Source organism: Lentilactobacillus hilgardii, from assembly GCF_009832765.1.
In the GTDB taxonomy this organism is placed as follows: Bacteria; Bacillota; Bacilli; order Lactobacillales; family Lactobacillaceae; genus Lentilactobacillus; species Lentilactobacillus hilgardii.
Window position 1 is genome coordinate 2,916,722 of the sequence record NZ_CP047121.1, and the last position, 23,165, is coordinate 2,939,886.

Annotated in this window: 21 protein-coding genes; 9 read left to right on the top strand and 12 right to left on the bottom strand. The window is 39.4% G+C overall.

Features of this window, described 5'->3' with window-relative positions:
* Positions 1-2: 2 nt before the first annotated feature.
* A complete protein-coding gene (locus GQR93_RS13770) occupies positions 3-536 on the bottom strand; it encodes a hypothetical protein (protein WP_003550677.1) in 534 nt (177 codons plus the stop codon).
* Positions 537-650: 114 nt separating this feature from the next.
* On the opposite strand from GQR93_RS13770, the gene GQR93_RS13775 reads away from it, so the two are divergent.
* From GQR93_RS13775 to GQR93_RS13795, 5 genes are all read left to right on the top strand, one after another.
* Positions 651-1,556 (top strand): ABC transporter ATP-binding protein, encoded by a 906-nt coding sequence (locus GQR93_RS13775; protein ID WP_035444151.1) that lies wholly within the window; start codon positions 651-653, stop codon positions 1,554-1,556.
* Complete coding sequence (locus tag GQR93_RS13780) at positions 1,549-2,316, top strand: ABC transporter permease (protein WP_003550681.1); 768 nt, start codon at positions 1,549-1,551, stop codon at positions 2,314-2,316. The genes GQR93_RS13775 and GQR93_RS13780 overlap by 8 nt, the downstream gene beginning before the upstream one ends.
* A gap of 659 nt (positions 2,317-2,975) precedes the next feature.
* Positions 2,976-4,106 (top strand): vitamin B12 independent methionine synthase, encoded by a 1,131-nt coding sequence (locus GQR93_RS13785; RefSeq protein WP_003550682.1) that lies wholly within the window; start codon positions 2,976-2,978, stop codon positions 4,104-4,106.
* Between the two features lie 229 nt (positions 4,107-4,335).
* Entirely contained in the window at positions 4,336-4,743 is a 408-nt protein-coding gene (locus GQR93_RS13790; protein WP_225430347.1) for a hypothetical protein, read from the top strand.
* Between the two features lie 385 nt (positions 4,744-5,128).
* Positions 5,129-6,310: an MFS transporter gene (locus GQR93_RS13795; RefSeq protein WP_003550686.1), complete on the top strand. Its 1,182-nt coding sequence runs from the start codon at positions 5,129-5,131 to the stop codon at positions 6,308-6,310.
* Positions 6,311-6,478: 168 nt separating this feature from the next.
* Here GQR93_RS13795 and GQR93_RS13800 read toward each other — a convergent pair whose 3' ends face one another.
* A complete protein-coding gene (locus tag GQR93_RS13800; RefSeq protein WP_003550689.1) occupies positions 6,479-7,054 on the bottom strand; it encodes a hypothetical protein in 576 nt (191 codons plus the stop codon).
* Positions 7,055-7,177: 123 nt separating this feature from the next.
* Complete coding sequence (locus GQR93_RS13805; RefSeq protein WP_003555507.1) at positions 7,178-8,038, bottom strand: IS982 family transposase; 861 nt, start codon at positions 8,036-8,038, stop codon at positions 7,178-7,180.
* 166 nt (positions 8,039-8,204) lie between these two features.
* On the opposite strand from GQR93_RS13805, the gene GQR93_RS13810 reads away from it, so the two are divergent.
* On the top strand, positions 8,205-9,860 hold the full coding sequence (locus GQR93_RS13810; RefSeq protein ID WP_003550690.1) for an ArnT family glycosyltransferase: 1,656 nt from the start codon (positions 8,205-8,207) through the stop codon (positions 9,858-9,860).
* Positions 9,861-9,881: 21 nt separating this feature from the next.
* A complete protein-coding gene (locus GQR93_RS13815; protein ID WP_003550692.1) occupies positions 9,882-11,624 on the top strand; it encodes a hypothetical protein in 1,743 nt (580 codons plus the stop codon).
* 3 nt (positions 11,625-11,627) lie between these two features.
* Here the strand turns inward: GQR93_RS13815 and GQR93_RS13820 are convergent, their stop codons facing one another.
* The gene (locus GQR93_RS13820) at positions 11,628-11,993 is read right to left on the bottom strand and encodes a DUF6483 family protein (RefSeq protein WP_003550693.1); all 366 of its coding nucleotides are present in this window, start codon (positions 11,991-11,993) and stop codon (positions 11,628-11,630) included.
* Positions 11,994-12,593: 600 nt separating this feature from the next.
* Here GQR93_RS13820 and GQR93_RS13835 point away from each other — a divergent pair.
* Complete coding sequence (locus GQR93_RS13835; protein ID WP_225430349.1) at positions 12,594-13,799, top strand: D-alanyl-D-alanine carboxypeptidase; 1,206 nt, start codon at positions 12,594-12,596, stop codon at positions 13,797-13,799.
* A gap of 74 nt (positions 13,800-13,873) precedes the next feature.
* Here GQR93_RS13835 and GQR93_RS13840 read toward each other — a convergent pair whose 3' ends face one another.
* From GQR93_RS13840 to GQR93_RS13855, 4 genes are read right to left on the bottom strand one after another with little or no spacing between them, the layout of a single operon-like run.
* A complete protein-coding gene (locus tag GQR93_RS13840) occupies positions 13,874-14,761 on the bottom strand; it encodes a polysaccharide deacetylase family protein (protein WP_003550699.1) in 888 nt (295 codons plus the stop codon).
* Positions 14,754-15,059 carry a hypothetical protein gene (locus GQR93_RS13845; RefSeq protein WP_003550701.1) on the bottom strand — a complete coding sequence of 102 codons (306 nt, stop codon included), beginning with the start codon at positions 15,057-15,059 and terminating at the stop codon, positions 14,754-14,756. Before GQR93_RS13845 ends, GQR93_RS13840 begins: the two co-directional genes overlap by 8 nt.
* Complete coding sequence (locus GQR93_RS13850; RefSeq protein ID WP_003550703.1) at positions 15,059-16,273, bottom strand: glycosyltransferase; 1,215 nt, start codon at positions 16,271-16,273, stop codon at positions 15,059-15,061. The genes GQR93_RS13845 and GQR93_RS13850 overlap by 1 nt, the downstream gene beginning before the upstream one ends.
* Positions 16,274-16,318: 45 nt before the next feature.
* On the bottom strand, positions 16,319-17,431 hold the full coding sequence (locus GQR93_RS13855; protein WP_003550704.1) for a family 20 glycosylhydrolase: 1,113 nt from the start codon (positions 17,429-17,431) through the stop codon (positions 16,319-16,321).
* Positions 17,432-17,709: 278 nt separating this feature from the next.
* Between GQR93_RS13855 and GQR93_RS13860 the strand changes: the two genes are divergently transcribed.
* Complete coding sequence (locus GQR93_RS13860; RefSeq protein WP_003550706.1) at positions 17,710-18,639, top strand: AEC family transporter; 930 nt, start codon at positions 17,710-17,712, stop codon at positions 18,637-18,639.
* A gap of 104 nt (positions 18,640-18,743) precedes the next feature.
* Here the strand turns inward: GQR93_RS13860 and GQR93_RS13865 are convergent, their stop codons facing one another.
* The 4 genes from GQR93_RS13865 to GQR93_RS13885 form a co-directional block, all read right to left on the bottom strand.
* Positions 18,744-20,036, bottom strand: a complete 1,293-nt coding sequence (locus GQR93_RS13865) for a D-serine ammonia-lyase (RefSeq protein WP_187117496.1) — start codon at positions 20,034-20,036, stop codon at positions 18,744-18,746.
* A 277-nt stretch (positions 20,037-20,313) separates the two neighbouring features.
* Entirely contained in the window at positions 20,314-20,991 is a 678-nt protein-coding gene (locus GQR93_RS13875) for an AAA family ATPase (protein ID WP_003550712.1), read from the bottom strand.
* Between the two features lie 11 nt (positions 20,992-21,002).
* Entirely contained in the window at positions 21,003-21,755 is a 753-nt protein-coding gene (locus GQR93_RS13880) for a hypothetical protein (protein ID WP_225430350.1), read from the bottom strand.
* A gap of 135 nt (positions 21,756-21,890) precedes the next feature.
* A complete protein-coding gene (locus GQR93_RS13885; protein WP_003550716.1) occupies positions 21,891-22,616 on the bottom strand; it encodes a class I SAM-dependent methyltransferase in 726 nt (241 codons plus the stop codon).
* Positions 22,617-23,165 lie beyond the last annotated feature (549 nt).

Sequence of the window (23,165 nt, forward strand, 5' to 3'; positions counted from 1 at the left end):
CCCTAGATAATTCGGTTTGCATCATCCTGAAGCTGAACTCCATGTTTAAAAACAATATAAATCACATAAAATGCAAACCAAGCTATGATTTCAATCTGTAACCCACCAGCATCAGGTAAAGCACTAAAACCATAAGGGACAATATTTCGAAGTAACGCTCCAATCCCATCTAATAGGGCAATCCATCCAAAAGAATACATAATCCATTTGATATTTTTTAAATTACTTTCAATAAAAGTTTTATTAGTTCGCAATTTATTTAACAATTTAGTAATGAAATAGACAAAAATCGTCTGAAATATTAATAAAAAGTATAGTAACAATGCCGTTACTATCCCCCAAACGGGGTGACTTGATCCGCCAATCCCCGTCTGTTGTGCAAAAGAATTTATCGATTCAATATTAAAAATAATGCCGATAAATTTATAAACAAATATAAAGCCACCACTTAATAATGTAATTACATAGATGCCTAAAATTAAAAGACTGAAATAATACAGTAGGCTTAAAGGAAGCTTCTCACTCTTTTTAATCATATAATCACCCTTTCAAAGTAATTGTAGATTTTCAAATATTGTATGTCAATATTTTATTATTGTTTGACAATAAATAATTTAAGTGAAACAATAACTGTGGAAGAAGTGATAGATATGAAAAACATATTAGTTGTCAACAATCTAACGAAAATATTCGGTAATAATCGTGGCCTGAAAAATATTTCTTTCGAAATTCCCAAAGGAAGCATTGTCGGTTTAATTGGACCAAATGGTGCCGGAAAATCAACCATTATGAAGTGCATCTTAGGAATCTATCCTTATTCTCAAGGTAATATTTTATTTGAGAACAAAAACATTAAATCACAAAATAATCATTCCATAAATAAAAAAATTGGATCTCTTATTGAAAGCCCATCTTTATATCCATTTTTAACCGGTATGCAACATTTTAAACTTTATTCAGTCAGTAAATCAGGTGCACAAAATGTGATTGCCCTTTTAAAAATGGAAAACTATATCAATGAAAAAGTTACAAATTATTCATATGGTATGAAGCAAAAATTCGGGATTGCATTAGCTTTAGTTAACAATCCAGACCTAATTATCCTAGATGAACCAATGAATGGCCTTGATCTAGCTTCAACCTTAGAGATCAGAAAAATCATCCTTACAAAATCCGCGGAAGGAACTACTTTCATAGTTTCAAGCCACATCTTAAGTGAATTAGAAAAAGTCGTTACACATATTATCTTGATAAACCACGGCAGGGTGGTTCTCCAAGGGCCGTTTCAAAAATTGAAAAATATTGGAAAACAGTACTACGAATTGAGTACTAGTAACAATTTAAAAGCAAATAAGATTTTGTTAAATCATAATTTTTTGTCGAACATTGAAGCTTCTGGTATTCAGGTACAGCTTTCATCTAAAAACTTAAATGAAGCACTGGATTTTCTTTTAAGAAATAATGTAAAAATAATTGCAATAAATCATCATTCAGTTGACTTAGAAACTGTCGCTTTGCACTATATTCAAAATAAAGAGGGCAATCAACATGCTTAGATTACTCTATCAGGAATCGTTTAAACTGTCGCATAGAAAAGGTGTATTTTATTTCACATTGCTTTTATTAGCGTTCATGCTACTAAATGTAGCATCTACAAAGGATAGCAGTAACCAAAGATATTTTATCGCAATTTCATTCGATGCTTTCCAATGGGTCGATATTGCATTGATTGTAGTGGGTGCTAACATCGTCTCCTCTGAATTCGAATACGGTACAATGAAACGTTTAGTAGCCGATTATAATAATAAATTTTTTATTTATATAGCCAAAATGTTCACTTTACTAGAGTATGATATTATTTTGCATATTTTAGCGTTTACTTTGACTCTTATTTTAAAAACACTATTTTTTGGTAATCACAACTCACTTAACTCTATTTATTTGAATCACCAATCATTAATAAATAACATCGTAACCACAACAATGAGTAACTTTTTCTCTACGTTTTTAATTATTGTAATTGTATTCATGATTGCTAGTATGAGCCGGACTAGTGCCCTCGCCGCTACTATAGGTTTTGGATTTATTATGTTTGGGTCAGGCCTCTCTGGCATCATTATTCAATTATGTGGAAAGCTATTTCCGTGGATTAAATGGAATCCTGGAAATATGTTTAATATCGGCAATCAACCTTTACTTCATAGTGTCGAAAAAACTTCTTTACTCACAAACCCACAATTAATAATAGGAAACTTAGTATATATTGTTTTATTCACTATAATCGGCTATTGGGCATTTAGTAGAAAGAGAATCTAATTAGGTATTAGGAAAGCTCTGGTTCACATGTTTGAAACTTTTAAGGCTAAGTATGAATACCCTTAGAACAATCTTTGTCTGTATGAAGAACAAGTTCAAACTATAAATTCTAGCCTTTTCATATCAAAAATTTAACGATTTAGCAAATTGCTGAAATAATTAACGATTCAATCTTTATATATAAATCTTTATATATAATTAAAGCAAACCTTGTAATCCTTAAAAGAGCTTTACGTTTTTAAGGCAGATACTAACCATTTAAATGAGTTCGTCAATATCTGCCATTCGCATCCCCCTAATTGACTTTTCCCCTCATATAGTTTATTCTAAATTAAAATTTGATTAGTCTACGAATTAAAAAGACGAAGAGAAGAGTAAACGTTCATTGCATCTAAGAGAATCCCGCCGGTGAGAAGGGATATGCAGGCCACGTTGAAGATGAGCTCTGATAAGTCACTGTGTTGTTCACGCAAGGCAGTCGGTAGGAACCGTTAACTTCCCGGGTATCAATCGGTACCGTTGAGGCATTATTTGTAAGAATAGTGTAAATAAGGGTGGTAACGCGAGCATTCGCCCCTTGTTTGTCGAAATGACATTCAGGGGCGGATGCTTTTTTCGTAGACTTAAGTCAATTCATAATTTTTAGGAGGATTTTTAAAATGACAGATACAGCAACCAAAATCAAATTTCCATATCGCTACGATGTAGTAGGAAGCCTACTTAGAACCCAAGCTTTAAAAGATGCTCATGAGAAATTCAAGAAAGGCGACATCACCGCTGACCAATTGCAGCAGGTTCAACACGATGAAACCCGAAAGATCGTAAAAAAACAGGTCGAATTGGGCTTAAAAGATGTAACCGATGGTGAGTTCAACCGCTCCTGGTGGCATTTAGACTTTTTATGGGGCCTTACCGGTGTTGGTCATTACGATTATCATCAAAGCTACAAGTTTCATGGTAGTAAAACCCGAACCGACAATGCAGACTTGGTCGGCCGAATTGCCTACAACCCGGACCATCCTTTCTTTGACAGCTTCAAATTTTTAAAGTCAATCACCCCGGATGGCGTCACACCCAAACAAACCATTCCATCCCCTTCCATGCTCTTTCGGGATAATCGAAGCGACAACTGGTCAAAGTTCTACACATCATGGGAAGCATACTTGGACGATCTCGCTACCGCCTACCACCAAACCATTCAGCACTTTTATGATCTCGGCTGTCGTTACATCCAACTGGACGACACAACTTGGGCGTTCTTAATTACAAAATTAAACGAAACCGCCGACGATAAAGATGAACACCAGCGCTACGTTCAAATGGCAGAAGACGCCGTTCAAGTCATTAATCAGTTACTCAAAGGACTTCCGGACGATTTAACCGTGACAACCCATATTTGCCGTGGGAATTTCAAGTCAACCTACCTCTTTTCCGGCAGCTACGACGATGTTGCGGATTACCTTGGCCAACTCAATTACGACGGTCTCTTTCTTGAGTACGATAATCAGCGTTCTGGAAGCTTTGCGCCACTTGATCGAATTTGGAACGGCAACAAGAACAAGCGCATTGTCCTTGGCCTGATCACCTCCAAATCACCCGAATTAGAGGATGAAGATCAAATTATCAATCGGATTAAGGAAGCTGAGGAAAAAGTGCCATTGGATAATTTGGCTCTTTCAACACAATGCGGTTTTGCATCAACCGAAGAAGGCAACAAACTTACCGAAGATCAGCAGTGGGACAAACTGCGCTTGGTTAAGCGAATTGCCGAAAAGGTTTGGGATGCATAAACTGTCCAACGACTATTCATTAGTCAATGAATAAACAGGGTGCCTGCAAAGTAAATCATTAGTTACTTTGCAGGCACCCTGTTTTTGACTTATTCCTGATTTTTCAATGATTTTAGTGTCACCATGACGTTAAACCAGCCAGCAAACCTATAAAAATACATTGGTTTCCGGGATTTCGCGCTCCGGCTTTATTATTGCAAAGTTTGTCACGATGTTATTGGATATTTTCATGCAGATCGTTATTTTTTTCCTTGCCGGAATTTTAACGGGAATGGCCCTAGGGCGAAACGTCGGTACCAGTTGGGCAAACCTGTTCGGCACAACTCTACTGACCGCGCTGATCGTGGCTTTCTTCATTGGCGTTGTATTCAGCATGGCCATTGTTATTTTGATGCTGACAGGATCACTAATCGGCAGCGCCGTTTTCATCATTATTTTTCCGCTGCTTGTTTCAATTATCAGTATGATTTCTAAATGGGATTGGTTAAAGTATGTTGATTTCTTCGGCGTTTCCGTCAAAATCAGCTTAAAGCAGCTCTCGGTTAGTCAGTTTCAACCTTACATCTGGTTTAGTGTCGCCATTTTAATTATCTGTTTTGGTTTATCGTTGATATTAATCAGAAGAAAGGAATTATAGAGCAGAAAACGCGCACCCTCATTATAAAAGAGGTGTGCGTCTTTTTATTTTACAAATTGGCAATATCGCCCATAACATTCACTAAGAAATCATCGTTATCCTTGTCTCGGTTTCAACTGACCAGCATTTTATAATTTGATCATACTCAGGACTCCGATCAATTTCAATCATATTTTAATATGCATCTCTGCCTTGCACTTTTTCTGTCAATTCACTACACTAATTCATAATTATATTGATTATTTCTCGAGGTGAAACTAATGCTGGCTTGGATTACATTAAAACACTGCATCATACAGGTAACAACACTCTAGTGACCGAATAAAAATAAAACCAGACAACCTTCTATATACCCGGGTTGTCAACTCACTGGAGTGTTTATCTAATGAAAACTAATTATCCAACTAATATCAACACAGGCTATGCCTATACATTTTTTTCCTTTTTCGGGATTACCGGTTTATGGGTTATCTACCTGCAGATGCAAGGGTTAAGCCTTGTCGAAATCGGCCTGTGCGAAAGTATTTTTCACGTTGCCAGCTTTTTGTTTGAAGTGCCAACCGGCGTTTTAGCCGATCGTTTTTCCTATAAATCCGTTTTAATCGGCGGCCGGATCGCATCAATCCTGTCCGCAGTCATCATGCTGACAAGTCATACATTTCTAATGTTTGCTTTCAGCTTTGTGTTAAGTGCCTTATCCTATAACCTACAGTCCGGCACAATCGATGCCCTGATGTACGATTCACTTATTGATACAAGGCAAACAAAGGCCTATCCCAAAATCATCAGTACCGTCAACGTGCTGTATGAATTTGGCGACACTGCCGGGGTTGTCATCGCAGGTTTTTTCGTTCATTGGCACTTTGAATTGACCTATGTTATCTCTATCCTGATCGGATTCTTCGCGCTCATTTCAATCTTAATGATGAAAGAACCCAACGTCACACCATCAAAGGTATCAGCCCAAGTCCCCGAAACCATTGGATCGATTCTAAGAACTTCCTATCGGGTTCTTAAAACCAATCGCGTATTGAGAAACCTGATGTTTTTTCAGGCTGTTTTTGCCGGAATTTGCACCTCATACTATTTTTATTTTCAATCGTTGATGGAGAAAGCCCATTTTTCGGGATTGATGATCTCACTTTTAATGGTGACTTCAGCGGCTGTCAATATTGTCGGCATCCACTTTACCCCTATTATCCAAAAACGTTTTCCAAAAGCTGTTTTGGTCAATAGCCTCAGTTGGTGCCTGATTGCCCTTTTACTGGTCAGCTGGCTTGATTGGATTCCTATGCTAATGATGCTTTTTCTCGCCTCACAGCTCCTCTCATCCCTTGTGGAGCCGATTTTCAGCAGCTACTACAACGAAATGATTGATTCGAAGCAGCGGGCCACTCTCCTGAGTATCGCAAGCGTGCTGTTCTCCTTTGCGATGATCGGCCTATTTCCACTTGTCGGTTGGCTGATTGAGCACCATAATTTCTCATTTGCATTTGGAACAATCGGCGGCATTATACTAATCCTATATATAACAACCCGTATTAAAAGCCGAACCGTTTTAAAGTAACCTTAGTACCAAACTAACCAATCAAAAATCCTCTTCCGATCCATGGTATTCAACCCAAGGTATCGAAAGAGGATTTTATTGTAGGTGTAGCTCATTTTAACCGTTTCGTGCATGAATCAATGACTGACGCAACAATGCATCATTGTCAGCCGTCAGATTTTCAATTCATTATTTAGCGTACTTTGCGTAAGCCTTGTTCAAGTTAGCTTGGGCAGCCTTGTATGCCTTAAGGTATTTAGCCTTGTTGGCAGCAGTCTTGGCTTTCTTGTAGTTGGCTTTAGCTTTGGCTACTTTAGCCTTAGCATTCTTTACAGCAGTTGGGTGTTGTAAAGTAGCCAGCTTAGCTTGGGCACTCTTGTAGCTGGCAAAAGCCTTCTTGTAAGCTTTAAGGTATTTAGCCTTAGTAGCTGACTTCTTAGCTTTCTTGTAAGCTGCTTGGTACTTCTTAGCAGTTGCTTTAGCTTTAGCAACCTTAGCCTTAGCTGATTTAACGGCTTTAGCATGCTTTGAAACAGTTGGTGTCTTAGTTGAAGATGATGATTCAGTTGGTGTCAAAGTTGATGACGAAGAAACTGATGTTGAGCTGCTTGAAACTGCTGAACCACTGGTTGCAGTTGTACCTGAACCACTGGTTGCGGTTGCAGTTACGTTGTCAGTGTTGTTGGTATGTAAGCTTGCTGAAGCTACACTGCCAACGGAAAAGAGTGTGACCGCTGCTGTTAGATATAGTAAAGTTTTTTTCATGTATAATACCCTCCGAGTTATGTTTTACCAATTTAGTCATTATCTATGACCGAAACAATAGTTGAGCGGTTAAAATGTTCAAGCCCTACACCCTTAGTTACATATAATAATATACCCGTTGTGCTAGTTAATTAGCTGCCAGGTATCTACGAATAAAAGTTGTTCTAATCGACTTTTGAAGCCACGCAGACATCGGGCCCGATTATGTTCAACCTGAAATAAAACCTGCCATTTAGAGAATAAAGTTTCGATCATGCGCCTTTGGCGCTTCAATAAGGTGCTATTCAGTCGTGATTGGGGCATGTTACGGCGTTGGGGTGTCCAGAAATCAATGTGTCGTTGCTTTAATTGATCTTTTAGTGGTTGACTAAGGTAGCCAACATCGGCCAAAACATGTGAGCAAGCGTATTGGTCAATCAATTCTGGCACTAAACGAATATCATGAATTGAAGCAGCTGAAATTGAATAGGCCACTACAATGCCTTGATTGGTGACCTGAAAATGTCCCTTTAAACCATAGAACCATTGTTTCTTGGTGGCATTATAGCCAATGTCAGCAAGTGAGCGTAAAACTTTGGCTCGATGATTACGAATTGATTGGCATAATGGGATTGGAAAACTATCTATGATGGTGTAAGTCACTGATGGTAAACAGTGTTTAACTAAACCAACCCGCAGGGTTTGGAGCAGACAGCCCATAGCTGTGCACCGTCGATTAAAACGAGATCGTTCCGGCAAACCAGTCAGCCCTAACCCAACTAACAGACGATAAAAAGCACATTGATTAGTGATACCAAGTGATACCTGCCAACACATCAAAGCCATGATAGTTACATCTGATATTTTGGCATGATTAGCATTCTTTCTTTGCCGAATTTTGCAGGAAACATAACGTTGATATAGTGGCGTTACAACCGCAACCCAGGGTTGCCAAGGTGCTTGCACGATAGTTGTAGGTTGAGTAAGATAATATTGGCTTGACATCGTTCACACTTCTTTGTTTAGGATACTTAAAAGTGTAAGCCTGCCAGGCTTTTTATGTACTTTAATTGTCCCATTTCAACTAGCACAACGGGTATAATAATATGTATTTAATCTTTTGTTAAGATCTATTATACTATTTTTATAAAAAACTTTTTAGAATTGAGTGATGATTGTGTTTTCGAAGATCAAAATTTGGCTGTCAAATAAATCCTACCTGATACTTTTTCTATTAATCAGTGTCTGGTTTATGGGATTTGCCAGCTATACGTCCCCGCTGTTTTATTTTGACTATTCACCGGATAACAACTGCTTTTTTACGGTTGGAAAGGCCTTGGTACATGGTATTCTGCCTTATAAGGACGTTTTTGAACAAAAGGGCCCCTATGTTTACTTAATGCACGGAATCGCCTACTTATTGAGCAGCCGTTCATTACTCGGCATGTTTCCGTTTGAAGTTCTCAGTTTATTTCTTTCAATGTACATAGTCTACAAGATTGCGCGTATGTATACTTTTCAACTTGCGTCCTGTGCAATTGCGATTTTAATTCCTTTTTTCCAGTTGTTTCACCCATACTATAACTATGGTGATACGGTTGAATCACTTCTATTTCCGGCAATACTTGGACTGATCTATACCCTGCTGAAAGGCGACCGAAACCACTTTGTCATCTCCCGTTGGCTTTGGAGCCTTCAGGGATTTTTGGTCGGGCTGACATTTTTCATGAAATACACCCTGCTTGGCGGCTGGATCATCTTCTACCTGGCAATGTTTGCTTATTATCTTAAGCACAAGTCATGGAAAGAAGTCTCCAAAATGATTCGTTGGAGTTTGCTCGGTTTCTTAGTGGCGATTGTGCCATGGCTGATTTTCTTTTTGGCTACCCATTCATTATCCGCCTTTTTCCACGTTTATTTTTATGAGAATATGCATATCTACATGTTATCCGACAACTCGGTCTTCGCTAAATTCATTGAGTCCTTAACGATTTACAGTAGTTTTCTTCGTCAGGATCCCCTGATTTTTGTGTGTGGCTTTATCGGATACATCTATTTGCTATTCAGCAAGTCCGCTTTCAAAACCACCTGGGGAAAAATGTTATTCGTTATGATGATGGTCGTTAACGCTGCTTTTATCGTCTATGGCTACCATCCTGGCCAGGTTTACCAATATTATGAATTGGCCTTCTTCCCATACTTGGTCATTCCGAGTGTTTTTGCGTTCGTCAACGCCATTAAAAAATTCGATGTGAAAATTAACGACCAAAACGAATCAATCGTCCTTTTAAGTTGCGCACTGCTAAGCTTTTTCTTAGTTTTAGGGGTTAACGATAATATTTTAAGTTCCAAAATTTTTCCCAATAACGGCTCCGTAACACTCAATCAAACCAACAAACCACAACAGCCCGCACAAGTCGAATTCGGCAACATTATGCGTGCACAGAGTAACGGTCGCCCAACCATGCTGAATTACGGATCAATCGATATGGGCTTCTACACAACTTCCGGAGCATTGCCAAGCACCTACTATTTCCAAAACTATAATATCGAGCATGACAAGGCACCCCAAATTTTAAATGGCCAGTTGGATGTCATTAAAAAGCATAAGGTCCAGTGGATTGTCTTGAATACGCCGGCAGGTATTCAAATCAATAAATGGAATGGCTACACCGGTGCACAAGGTAAAATTACAAGTGGCAACCTAAATCCCGGCACTAAAAAGATATCCAAAATACTTTTCAAACACTACAGGATCGTTACCAATCACACACAAAATTTTGAAAGTGCCAATGTGACCTACTGGTTACTTAAACGAAAAGATTAACCATTTGAAAGGAATGATAGCTTGAAAAACAACACGCAACAAACGAATTCAACCTCAAATCTGTTCTCTATCAAATCTTTTTTCATAAATAATTGGCTGATTCTCAGTTCTTTTATCCTTTTTAGCATTTTCAATGTCATTATATTTCTTAGGTATGGATGGCTTTTTGGTGCTCAGGATCTTCAATTCCACTTACAACGAATTGAAGAGCTCTATCAAAATAGTCAACATCTCAATTTCTTTCCATCAATTGCAACCTTCACTTTTAATCAAAACGGTTCAGCCGTGATGAGTATGTATCCCAAATTACCGCTATACTTATTTGTGGCCTGCCGACTGATTATTCAACAGCCGATCATTAGTTATTATGTCGGCATTATTTTAATGACATTTATCGGCATGGTTGTTGCCTACTTTTGTTACCTCTCAGTCGAACGGGGAAAGAAAATCGGCGCATATATTTTTGCAATTATCTATATGATGTCAGGGCTCATCGTTAACTATAACTTTTATATGGGCGATATCGGAATTAGTTTTAGCCTCATTTTTCTACCATTAGCATTTACTGGACTATTTCACTGGATAAGTACCGGTAAATATAAGATGTTAACACTTGGCATTTCTTTGATTTGTTTAAGTCACGTATTGAACGTCATTTTTGTCATCGTTACAATGATTATTTTTACCCTTATTAATATTCAAAAGTTATCAAAAGCAAAAATTGTCAATCTTTTAAAATCGATCGGCATTACTATCCTTATAACATCCAGTTTCTGGTTACCTGCTTTAAGTTTTGGAACAAGCACAAAAATGGTTAAACCTTATAATGCATTGTTGCAAGGCATTAACATTCCTGATTACCTGCTTCGAAGTTTATCTAACAATGTCACATATGGCATCACATTTTTTGCTGTCCTTGGACTTGTTTTGGGAAGTATCTATTACCGTCGTCTACCAACTTATATTCGTCAAGCCCTTTGGGTCGCAATTGGCTATTTCCTGATCAGCAGCAATTTATTTCCTTGGAAAATATTTCAGCATACCGGCTTCCGACTCATTCAATTTCCTTGGCGCTTGTTAATATTTACCCAACTATTTCTAGTCTTCATTTTTAGCTATTTAATCAGTAGGTTGTTAGAACAAAGCTCCCATAAGCAGATTAATGGGCTTATAACTGCCATGTTAATAATCGTCACAGTCGCATTATCTTTGAACACGCAACAACGACATTTAAAATTTGAATTGGGCGCCCCAGAAATTAGTGCCCCTCTGGATGAAAACTATGGCATAGGCTTTAAAAATACAGTAGCTTGGTACAAAATTACCAATAAATATGAATATCATCATTTAATGGCTTTTAATAGTACAGGAGATTATTTACCTCAAAATGCCTTCACTGTTTTTAAACAAATTGCCAGTAAATCGCATTTTGCAGCACTACATTCTCCAGATGGTTTGCTTCCTACAACACTCAAATCCGGAGCGGACCAGTCTACCATCTCATTTCAGACAAGCCAAATTACAAACAAAATTGAACTCCCTTTCGTCATCTACAACCACCATTACCAAATAAAATTAGACAGCAAAAAAATCCCGCTCAACATCAGTAAGCATCAACTTCTGCTGATAAAAAACGTTAAAGCCGGAACTCATACTGTTCATGTTCAATACAAGAATAACGCAATAACCATTGCCGTTGCTTTAATGACAGTGGCAGGACTCATTGCTATTATCTATGTTCCAAAAAAACATCACTCAGTTTAGTTGCTATTTTTCCCGCAATGCTTTTAACTGATTTAAACCAGTAATAATTGATTGCTTGGAGAAGTTCCCTTCAACTAATTGATCATCACTGTATTCATTCAGCTCCGAATAAAACCAGATACCAAGCTTCATAAATTGGGCTTCGGTCATGGCATATTGTAAACTCAGTAATCGTTTTGCCGCATCAGCGTACTGTTTTTTATCAATCAGCTCCTGCAGCTCATTTTGATAGGGCAGTTTCTGTTCCTGTTTTTCGGGGAAAACAATTTCCGCTTCCGATTGGCCGCCCTTTCCGTGTGACAAAATATATCCAAGCCCTTCAGCGAATGCCCGAATTTGACGAAGAATAAAATCATTTTCATCTCGCACTTTGATCCCTCATTTCAGCTTAAGTCCTTATATATAGATAATCTTCTCAATCTCCTACGAATAATTATTCAGCTTCAACTATAAGGATACCATATATAATGCACATTAATTGCCTTCTACTTCTATCTGAATTATGATAAAGTTAGCGATTGTGAATTAGGTAATTTAGCAACTAATAGAGTGGATGATGTGATGACTTTTAATCATAATTTTTATAAAACGTTTCCGTTCTGGTGCGGTCTCGTTATTCTAAGTAATCTCTTATTGATGAGCGATTGTCCGGTATTCGGTGCATTTTGGTGGTATCACGTTATTTGCACATTGATTGGTTTTATCATGATTTTGTATTCATTTGTTGCTTCCAGTTCTGAATGACAGTTAAGCTTTTCTCTTTGATATAGACATTCAATTGTATATTATTCATCGACGAATAAAGGGATCGAATCAAAAGTACCGACTGATTTGATCCCTTTGATTTCGGCCAATTTTCTAATCTTCCATTAAGCTTATCCTTTGAATTAGCAAAGTAGTTCATTTATTCATGGATTATGTTATATAATGACGGTGTTTGCTACATCCAATTCAGAAAGGATTTTGTTGATGAGAAAACGCATTTTTACGGTCGTCGGATTGGGGCTCTTAGCCACCATAACCGGTTTTATAACAGAACAGCCTGTTCAGGCTAAAAGTCAAAACAGCTATCAAGTCGTTAAATCAAAGGATTACTCCCACGTTTATAGCGATAAAAAACACGCCGTTCGCTTACCATTCCATGCCAAAACAACTCATACGGCCTATATGTGGAATGCCCATCATACAAAGAAACTGCATAACCTTAAAAATTACCAGGCAACGACCTGGTTTCTTGCTAAAAGCGTGGTATTAAAACACGGCAATCATAAACGTGTTTATTATCAAGTCAAGAATACTACTCAATCCATGAGCGGATATGTTTGGAAGGGCTATTTAGCCAAAGGATACAGTCCCAAGGGTTATCAAATCGTCCAACAAAAATGGGCCAACCAATCCGGTTCCTATTACCCAAGATATTACGGTCAGGATGTCAAAATGTGGAATTATAATCACAGCAAGGTTCGGGTTCATTTAAAGAACTTTCCGGGAATGAATTGGTATCGAACCGAAACGGTTGTGATGCGCCACGGCAATAAGCGGGCTATCTATTATTACCTGAGTGGTACCCTCAGAGGGAACGGTCGAACAGTCGGCGGGTATGTTTGGCGCGGTTATTTAAAACGCGGTATCAATCCAAACCACACCGGTCAAAATTACGTTCCCATTGATGATTTCTTGGGCGATACAGACTATAACCAGTACGTTCAAACTGCTAAATACCAAAAACTGGCCAAACAGATTGCGGCTTTATTTCCATACAGCAAAATCGACTATGGCCTGTCAAGAATCGCCGCTTACAATTACGATGCTGCCAATCAATCCATTATGAGTGACGAAGATGTTAAACCGATCGGAACGGGTGGTTATAGTAACATTAAGGCATTCCCGGACATTGACCGATACCTGCTAAAACACTCGTCATGGTCGGATGCTAAAAAACTCAATGCCGTTAAAACCATGCTCGACGAAGCTGGTTATGATTCAGATAAACGAGTCTCAATGGCCGGTTATCAAATCGGCATTCAAATCATTGATAACATCCCCGACATTTTAGGCCAAATCGTTGCCAGTGATGGCAATGGCTATGCCAACGGATATGCGATCGTCATCGGTCAGCAGGATCCGACCGGTAATTCGGAAAATAACGACAAATCATTTTTCTACTACGATTAAGACCCATAAAACAGCTTTCGACAATGCTTAAAGGCGTTGTCGGAAGCTGTTTTTGTATGATAACATCATTTTAATCAGCTAATCCACTTAGAAACACTTGGCCAACTGCTTGAATTAATAATCACTCTTGGCGTTTGTTTTAAGTCACTGTGATCAGTCACAATACCATTGTTTAACGTCAAAATAGCTTTTAAACCGGGACGGTCGGCGAGAAACTTTTGAATTTGCGGTGTCCCACTACCATATGGATATGTGAAGATCGGCGATTGATAACCAACTTTTTGTTTGAGGACAGTTTGACTAACGGCGTAGTCCCGCTTAAATCGAACAAAGTTACTTGGGATATTGAATACAGGTGTGCCATGGTCAACCAGATAATGCATTCGATTTGTATGAACGGCGAACGTCACCAATTTTCCAGCGCGTTTCCTCATTCTTAAAATGGCCGGCCAGGTTGCCAGCTTGGTACCAGATTTGTACCAACCGGTATTTCCCGTAATAATGGAATCCGTAAAGGGATAGTGGTGCTTCTGCAAAACCGGAAACGCATTGTCAATCATCGTACGGTCAATATCATCAAACGTTAAAACAACGTATTTCCCGTGAATTGGCTGATGCGTATCCATTATTTTAATTAATTTTGGTAATGAAATGACTTTAATATGGTTTGCCTGCAGCGCATTCATTTGGCGCTTAAATGCCGGCAGATTAACGTTAAAATCATGGAACTGGCTGTTAGGCGAGACGTTCTCATCAAATTTAACCATATCATTATTGTTTAATACCCGGTGGTAGCAAAAAACCATCACACCGTTTTTAATGTGCTGATCCCGAGCAGAAATGGCATAACTCGGTCGATTTCCCAATTCGTATTTGATATTGTGATGAACGCTGATCGCCAAGGCAATTAGGAAAAGGACAATCACGCTGCTTAAAATAATTTTACGGGTTGTTTTATTCACGATCTTTCGCCTGCCGTTTCAGTTTTCTAATTCGCAGCCATCCAAAAATAATCATCAGACTGGCAATCACTACAACCAGCAACGCAAATATGGCATATGAACGAAACGATAAATTTAAAACCAGATAATCCGAAACCAGCGCGTCTGAATAGACATTTAAAAGAAAACAAATATTGATATACACAATATATCCGGTGCCCATCCAAAGGCCAATTAAAATAATGGCTCTTCGAAGCATCGTTAACAGCGATGACCTTTTTCGAATAATCAGCTTGGAAGGTTGTCTTTTCTTCATCATCAAAGCCCCCGATCCGGACTACGCCAGCTGCCAACATGCTTGGGGTCCAAAAAGAACGACCCGAGTGCCGTCAAACAACTAATTAAATTAATGAACCAGTAGAAAACAACGTATAGCGGCAATAACAGCAAATCCTGCCAACTGATGAAATCCGATTTTTTTGAATCAGTGTATCCAATAATAAATTGCACCAAACTGATTAATAATAACAGAAATAAAATAACACCATCCATAATCAGATCACCGGTAAACGCGACCATCATCAGGTAAAAGAGTGTTACAAAGGCACAGCTGATTGCCCACAAATCGCTTAAAATCATATCCAGCAATAGCCACTGCTCGCTTAAACGGCCGGTGACCAGCATCCCCCGATTTCTAAACAACACTTCAAAGCCACCGCGTGCCCAGCGCCGTCTCTGATGAACCAAATCTTTAATATGTTCCGGCACCAAAATCCACGCAACCGACTGTGGGCAATAAACGACCTGCCATTGATGGTGGTATAGACGCCACGTCACGTCAATGTCTTCGGTAATCGCATCGGTATTCCACCACCCAACATCGGCTAACGCTTCTTTTCGATAGGCAACCACTACTCCGGAAACAGTGGTGATATGCCCGGTCACGAACGCCTGTCCACGCTTAATAATATCAATAACACCCACGTATTCCAATAATTCGAGCCGACCCAGGATACTGGTCCGATTTCTGACAATCGGTTTTCCACCAACGGCACCGACACGTGGATTGTTATAGAATTGTGCCAGCATTGGCTCCAATACATGACGATCAACATAGCAATCTGCATCCAGGCAAAGCAGAAATTTACCATGTGCAATTTGAGCGCCCTGATTAAGTGCGTTTGCTTTCCCTTTATTTGGTTGTACATCAACGATTTTAATCGGAAACTGCTGTTTGTATTTTTGAACTAAGCGACGCATAACCGAAAGCGTTGCATCCTGACTGCCGTCATTGATCAAAATCAACTCGATCTTTGAATACGTCATGTCAGCTACCGACACCACAACGTTTTCCAACGTATCAGCTTCATTATGAGCCGGAATCAGGACGGAAACTAAATCGGCAGGCTTGCCTTCATGCAGATTAATAAGTGGTACTTGCCGGCGCTGAATTGAAAAGAACACCGACCCAATGATCCAAACCATTGATACGATGACCGGATACAAAATCACAAATGAACTAAGCGTACGCATAGTCTTCCCTTCCCCTCTAAGCACGATATTTCCCTCAAATATCGTTTATAATGACTTTCGTGTAAGCACCAGAAAGTTCTTAATGAAGCTTTTCCCTGCTTGATAAATTTGCTGATCAGACACGTTTCCGGCTGAATCAGCCCAGAAAGAAACACTGCTGCCAACAATTCCCTTAAGCGATTTTAAGTGGGTGGCATCATCATTGTGCCACAGTGTTGGTTTCCAATATCGCTTCATGTCGCTACTCATGTACGAAACATTGCTCTTTGAAAGATTCTTCTTGGAAATATTAAAATATAAGTAGTAATCATTGTAGTTAAAGACTTTAAAGTGATGACGAATCAAATTCGGCATCGAGGACCAGGCTTTTCTTCTGGCGGCACCCAATTTTCCGTATTGATCAGCGGTCCAATTCCAGTAAGTGACTTGAATATGATGATTCAACGCAGTCAAACTGCTGTTTAGGAAACCGTCATTCCAAGCTTCCGGAATAAACCCAAGTTTTTGAATAGTTGCACTGGTCGCGTTTAGGTAGTTAATGTAAGCTGAATTCTTGGTTAATTTATCAGTAAATTCATCCCCGCCCAAGTGAAACCGGGCATCTTTTTGTCCCGCAAAATCCGCGGCAACTTCAGTATCGACTTTTTCAACGAACTTAATGCTGGCTTTACTTAAATGTAATTCGTCACCATAACTATCGGAATGCCAACTCAATGCTTTAACCAGCTTTGATTGACCGGCTGCCTTTAGTGTATTCACAAGACCGGTTACGTGAGCAGGTGTATCAATTTCCGGAATCAATGTGACGTTATATTTTTTGGCGTTATTAACCAAAAAGTGAATTTGCTGCCGACTGTAAAACGCCTGATGCGTTTTTTTATTTCGCCAAATACCGCCTTGTTCAACAGCCCGGTCCCTCGTCTGACCGACAACCTGATTTTCAATGGCAAAATCCTTGTCATCACTAAGATGAAGCTGAATAAATTGACCGTGGTTCGTACTAACCAACTTGATAAATTTAACTAACGTGGCCACCCGATAATGATGCCGGGATACATCCAGTGTGACACCATTAAACCGGCCGTATTGGCTTTGAGTTGATTTTTGAGTCGTTTTTGTCGTTAAACTACACCCCATTAACAAAATAACCAACGGCATCAATAACAACCAGCGTTTATGCATATGATCTCCCCCCTAAAAACCTTTTTAACGTATGTAATAATCGACTTTTAAAGTCAAATCTATACTAGCAAAGATAACTCAAAATGGTATTAACGTGACTTGTGAATGATGAATCGTTAACTATCTTTAAGAACTTGATTTAAAACCACCATTTTTCAGCCGTAATGATGACCACCTCTGCCAAAGAATCGCGTTATAATGAAATAGCATTTATTTTCAGAAAAAAGCTATTTTGAAAACAAGGAAGTGATCCTGTGGCACTTGGTCAACTGACTAATCAAATTGTTCTGATGTTTGTTTTAATGCTTGTCGGCGTTTTGATTAACAAACTCGGGTTTATGCAGGCCCAAACATCAAATGATCTGACTAATATTCTGCTTTACATCGTTTCGCCCTGTTTAATCATCGGGGCTTTCGAACAACACTATTCCGCTAGTCGCATGCAGCAGTTAATGCTGGTTTGTGTTGGCATTTTTATTTTCTACATAATTGAAATTTTTATTTCAAAGATTGCGTTTGGTAGGACCAGCAACATCAACTTACGCAGAATCACCCAATATGGCAGTATTTATTCCAATGCAGGATTTATGGGTGTGCCACTAACCAGTGCTTTATTTGGGAACAATGGCGTCTTTTTTGCGGTTGCTTCACTAGCCGGTTTTAACATTTTTAGTTGGACACACGGTGTGTCGTTATTCAAAACCGGTAAGAAAACGACCGACCGTTGGCAAAATTTTCGGGAAATTATTTTGAATCCAAATATTGTCGCTATTTTTGTCGGGCTACTCTTTTTCGTGACCTCCTTTCAATTACCCGGTCCGGCAAATGAAGTAGTCAAATACATTAGTTCCATCAACACACCATTATCAATGATCGTTATCGGCAACAGCTTGGGCAATATTAAAATCAATCGTCAATTAGTTGATTGGCACCTATGGCTGGCACTTTTCTTTAGAAACGTCCTGTTTCCAATGATTGCCATTATGGTTCTCCAAGTACTAACCGTTTCCGGCGTTGCTTTATACACGACCGTTCTGATGGCCGCCTGTCCCGCTGCCGGCCTGGTGGTTTTATTCACCCTGCAGGCGTACGGAGATACAAGCCCGGCGGTTGCGCTAATGAGTTTATCGACAATTTTAAGTCTTGTGACAATTCCGTTGGTATTCGCTTTGATGAAAATATAGTTTTTCTTTTTCCTGTCGTGACAAAACAGATGGCAAACAAAAAATGGCAACCAATCAAGGCCGTCATTTTTGTTTTTATCAGCTATTTTATTAATCTGTTTCCACTATAACAGTGACTCGCCACGATTATAATTAGCCCGTCTTTCACTTCCCGGCATCATATTGCCACCGGTTGCCCAAACAATGTGTGTGGCGTTTTCACTGTTAAACGCCGGAACATTGTTAATGACGGGTGCGATCGCCGTAAAGCCGGCCGCCGCTGAAGGTTCCACGGTGATTTGCTGTGAATCCATCAGCTGGGCGACGTTGCGGTAAATCTCATCATCCTGAAAGGTCACACTGCCAAATAGCAGTGTCCGCATCACCTTTCCGGCTAATCGGGATGGTCGCCCGACTGCCAGACCGTCTGCTGCCGTCAATCCATCCAGACCGATGTCGTAAACGGAAATTTGATTATTCAACCCGGTCATCATCCCCAAAGTCACGGACGGTACATGGGTTGGCTCACAAAAGACTGCATGAATATATGGCCCGATAATGGTTTTTAGGCCAAAAGCCACGCCACTGGGGCTTCCGCCAACGCCCGCCGGTAAATAAACCAGAACCGGGTGTTTACGGTCAACGCTGATATGCTGCTTCTTTAGCTGGTTTTGCAAACGAACAGCCGCAACCGCATATCCCAAAAATAAGTCAGAAGAGCCTTCATCATCCACAAAATGGATATTGGGATCCAGGCTTGCATCCTTTCTGGCTTGTGGGATAACATGCGAAAAATCGGTATTGAATTCCTTAACAGTGACACCGTTGGCTCGCAACTTGTCCTTTTTCCATTGACGCGCGTCGTGAGACATGTAAACAGTGGTTTTAAATCCAAACGTTGCTGCAACAATCCCAACGCTTAGTGCCAAGTTACCGGTTGACGCCACAATAACACCGTAGTTCGAGAAGATTCTTCGATATCTGTCAGTTGCTAAAACCCGGTAATCATCCATATAAACCAGGTCTGATTGTGTCATTGCCACATGTTCCGCAAATTTAAGCACTTCATAAATTCCGCCACGGGATTTAATTGATCCCGAAATTGGCAGTTGACTGTCTGCTTTTAAAAACAACTTTCCGGTCAAATTTTGATAATACATTTTATTCCACGAATCCTGCATCTGATCCAGTTTAATTAATGGTGATTCAATAATACCGTTCATACCTGCTGTTTCAGGAAACGCTGTGGCCAAGTACGGCGCAAAACGTTCCCAGCGAGCGACGGCATCAAATATATCCGCTTTTGAAAAGGGTAATTCGGTTTGCTGACCGTAATCCGGATTGCGCCAAAATATCGGTTGTTCCGCCATCAGATCTTTTACTTGCGGGTACTCTGTAATCAACGACGTATCGTCCATGCCCATCAGTCCTCTCAGTTTATTTTCAAGGATAGTATAAGACAAAACGTTGATGTTAGATTTTGTGACGTTAATCTTTTAAAAAGGCTTAATCATGGTATCAACGTGGTGTCAGTCATCAAAGAGACGTTTGGCATGATGTGAATCCCTGTTAAAGCTTCCCGTCCATATAAAGTATCCGCATAAAAAGTTGATCGAGTAGTCAATCCCAAGTACCATGATGACTGGATTAAAATTGATTGTCCATGCGTACGCTCTCTCAAAAGCATCATATTCACTAAAGAAGTTGATCCTGCTTAATATAAGCATCTACTAAACTAGTAGCACCCTCTTTTTTGAGGAACTCAGAAGGTGAACCGGAAAATTGAATTTGACCTGCCTTCAGAAACAAAAGATGGTAGTCATCATTATTAATATTTTGAAACTGATGAGAGGTCATAATCACTTTTTTGCCCCGTTGATTAATCCCTTGAATCTTCTGCATGACCTGCTTTGCCGTTTTTGGATCAAGCCCACTTTCCGGTTCATCAAATAAATATAACTCTCGGTCAAGCCGTGAAATTGCATCAATCATGACTAATCGGCGCTGACCTCCGGAAAGCTCGCCATACTTAATATCGGCAATCGTTTTTAACTCTGCCGGTAAATCAGTATGTCGAAACTTCCCCTTAAAGCCACTGACCCCCATAACCATCTTCATTGTCTGAAAAACAGTTGCTTCGTAAATAAACGGCACACTCTGTGGCTGATATGCAATCCTGGCAAAATTAGGAAAGCCGTGAAAATAAGTCGGTTCCCGTTTATTAACGGTCGAAATAAAATCCAACAGGGTCGTTTTCCCCACTCCATTCGGCCCCAATAAGACATTGACTTTGTCGTCAAGAAAATCAGCATTTAATGACTGGAATAATGATCTGCCACTCGACAGTCCGTATGTAAAATCTTTTATTTCCATTTTTCCTCCGGTTAACGATTCGTTCTTGATGCCAGACTCATTTTAGAAATAATCACATTGCCTAAAATGATGTAGGCCACCCCAACGATGGTTAATAACAAAACGATAAATACGACATGTGGATGATAAACAAAAAGCGAATAGGTGTTCTGCTGAAAATCAACAGGGTTAATGATCGTCACCATTGTGTTTAATACTGGTGATTTAAAATAAACCGCTCCCAACGACAATGTTGCAAAAATATATCCGGTTAGATAAATCGTTAATGTTTTTGATTTTATCGGAAGTACCAAAATAATGCTTGTAAAGAAAGAAATAATCGGAATAAGAACGAAGTTGAGCAGCCAACAAACACCGATCAGGCTCAACACCCTGGTTGATGGTCGATAAATAATAATTGCCAACAGATCAAACAGTGCAACTTCAATTTGCAAAATAACCATTTGTGGGATTAAGTTGGCGTAATAAATCAACCGTTTATCACCGGAAATAAATGTATACATCTTCAAGAAATTATTCTCCCGCATCTGAAACATCGTAATTGTAATTTGATTAAGGACACCTACTATCATAATGTATGACCAGAACCCGAAGAGATTATTAACCATATCAGTGTTTGATGTGGTACGCCCTGCTGCAAAGTCATTCCAGGACATCACCAGAAAGTACGCCGCTGGAAACATGAGTGTGTACAAGAAGACAACTTTATCTTCTAATGCCAGTCGAAGTTCAAATTCAATAAGGCTAACTAATTTACGAAACACTTGTACCACCTCTTAGGTTGCATTTTCTTATAATATTAAAAGGTAGTGAGAATAATTGCAAGGTGACAATTGTCATAACTTAAGTGAATCAAACAAAATAGGAATGGCTTTTCGTCATTCCCAATCAAATTAGTCTTATTTTTTAGTTGCTTCAATAACGTAACTTGCCATCCAAGGTCCGGTCCACCAACCGTTAAAACCCGTATTTTCACTTGAAACATCAGAAAACTCAGAACTTTTTTTCAAAAAATTGATATATTGCGTTTTGTGATGACCCGTATCGACAATAATCAACTTTCCACCCGGCTTTAAAACGCGATGTGCTTCGCTTAAAGCTTCAAACCGTTTTTTATTCGGCTTAATATTATGAAAGGCAAAGCTGGAAGTCACTAAATCAAAACGATCATCCTCAAAAGGCAGCTTTGCCATATCAGCCGTAACAAGTTCAGTGTGGTCGGCAACTTTGGCAATTTCCAAATTTCTTTTGGTCTCCTCTAACGAATTATGAGACTGATCGGCATTTTTCCACAAATCAACACCCACTGCTTTTCCAAATGGTCCCAAGAGCTTCGAAAGAGCAATCAAAACAGCACCGTGACCGCATCCCAGATCCAAAACCGTTGCGTCATCCGAAATATCGGTTTTGGCTAAGATCTTATCCCAAATAATAAATTTCCCCCGAAATGACGTATGGAAAAAAATGAGGCCTCCGGCAATCAAAAGCAACGCGTACAGTAATACAAACCCGGCAGCCGCATATTGATGGAAGAAGACCCAATTAATTAAAATGCCCAGACCAATTACTAAATAAGAAATGGGAACGAGCGGCGCATCCAATCCGTAATGAACTTTTTTCATCATTATCCTCCAATATATAGTTGGACTTATATTAGCATATAATCAATTTATTGCAAAACCGGCAACCAGGTTAACAAACTGTTTGTAAACCTAGGGCATCATCAGTTTTCAACCGTTCCGTATCAGCTTTAGTCAATAAATGATCAATAGTTGTAACAGATTCAGGTAAGAACTGTGATTAAATCAATTTTTTAAACGTCATTATCCATCTCGAATGCCATTACACGACTCTTAATGATTTATCGGCGCCTCACCGTCATTGGAAAACCGGTTCGTGCTCGATTGTGAACCTGTTTGTGCACCTGTTTACACCGCGATTGCAGTCATTAATCCGGTTGGGTTGAATCGGATGATACCCCAACTACCTTCAATCAGGCGCATGATATGAGTGGTACTGTTTCAGTGATTCAACAGACCGCCAGCTGTTTAATCATATGCCTGATACCAAAGTCCCATTCCATTTCGCAACTCTTGGGAAACGCCTCCCTTCGTGAACTACTCGGTTATGAATGACCGAGCTTCTGGGAACACGAAGTAGTATTTAGGCTGTTA

What these genes read in the sequence shown, in the direction of transcription:
- GQR93_RS13885 (WP_003550716.1), bottom strand. Translation starts at nt 22,616, where the DNA reads ATGATGAAAAAAGTTCATTACGGATTGGATGCGCCGCTCGTTCCCATT.
- GQR93_RS13810 (WP_003550690.1), top strand. Translation starts at nt 8,205, where the DNA reads ATGATTGTGTTTTCGAAGATCAAAATTTGGCTGTCAAATAAATCCTAC.
- GQR93_RS13780 (WP_003550681.1), top strand. Translation starts at nt 1,549, where the DNA reads ATGCTTAGATTACTCTATCAGGAATCGTTTAAACTGTCGCATAGAAAA.
- GQR93_RS13835 (WP_225430349.1), top strand. Translation starts at nt 12,594, where the DNA reads ATGAGAAAACGCATTTTTACGGTCGTCGGATTGGGGCTCTTAGCCACC.
- GQR93_RS13790 (WP_225430347.1), top strand. Translation starts at nt 4,336, where the DNA reads ATGCAGATCGTTATTTTTTTCCTTGCCGGAATTTTAACGGGAATGGCC.
- GQR93_RS13795 (WP_003550686.1), top strand. Translation starts at nt 5,129, where the DNA reads ATGAAAACTAATTATCCAACTAATATCAACACAGGCTATGCCTATACA.
- GQR93_RS13785 (WP_003550682.1), top strand. Translation starts at nt 2,976, where the DNA reads ATGACAGATACAGCAACCAAAATCAAATTTCCATATCGCTACGATGTA.
- GQR93_RS13800 (WP_003550689.1), bottom strand. Translation starts at nt 7,054, where the DNA reads ATGAAAAAAACTTTACTATATCTAACAGCAGCGGTCACACTCTTTTCC.
- GQR93_RS13805 (WP_003555507.1), bottom strand. Translation starts at nt 8,038, where the DNA reads ATGTCAAGCCAATATTATCTTACTCAACCTACAACTATCGTGCAAGCA.
- GQR93_RS13875 (WP_003550712.1), bottom strand. Translation starts at nt 20,991, where the DNA reads ATGGAAATAAAAGATTTTACATACGGACTGTCGAGTGGCAGATCATTA.
- GQR93_RS13850 (WP_003550703.1), bottom strand. Translation starts at nt 16,273, where the DNA reads ATGCGTACGCTTAGTTCATTTGTGATTTTGTATCCGGTCATCGTATCA.
- GQR93_RS13855 (WP_003550704.1), bottom strand. Translation starts at nt 17,431, where the DNA reads ATGCCGTTGGTTATTTTGTTAATGGGGTGTAGTTTAACGACAAAAACG.
- GQR93_RS13775 (WP_035444151.1), top strand. Translation starts at nt 651, where the DNA reads ATGAAAAACATATTAGTTGTCAACAATCTAACGAAAATATTCGGTAAT.
- GQR93_RS13845 (WP_003550701.1), bottom strand. Translation starts at nt 15,059, where the DNA reads ATGATGAAGAAAAGACAACCTTCCAAGCTGATTATTCGAAAAAGGTCA.
- GQR93_RS13770 (WP_003550677.1), bottom strand. Translation starts at nt 536, where the DNA reads ATGATTAAAAAGAGTGAGAAGCTTCCTTTAAGCCTACTGTATTATTTC.
- GQR93_RS13865 (WP_187117496.1), bottom strand. Translation starts at nt 20,036, where the DNA reads ATGGACGATACGTCGTTGATTACAGAGTACCCGCAAGTAAAAGATCTG.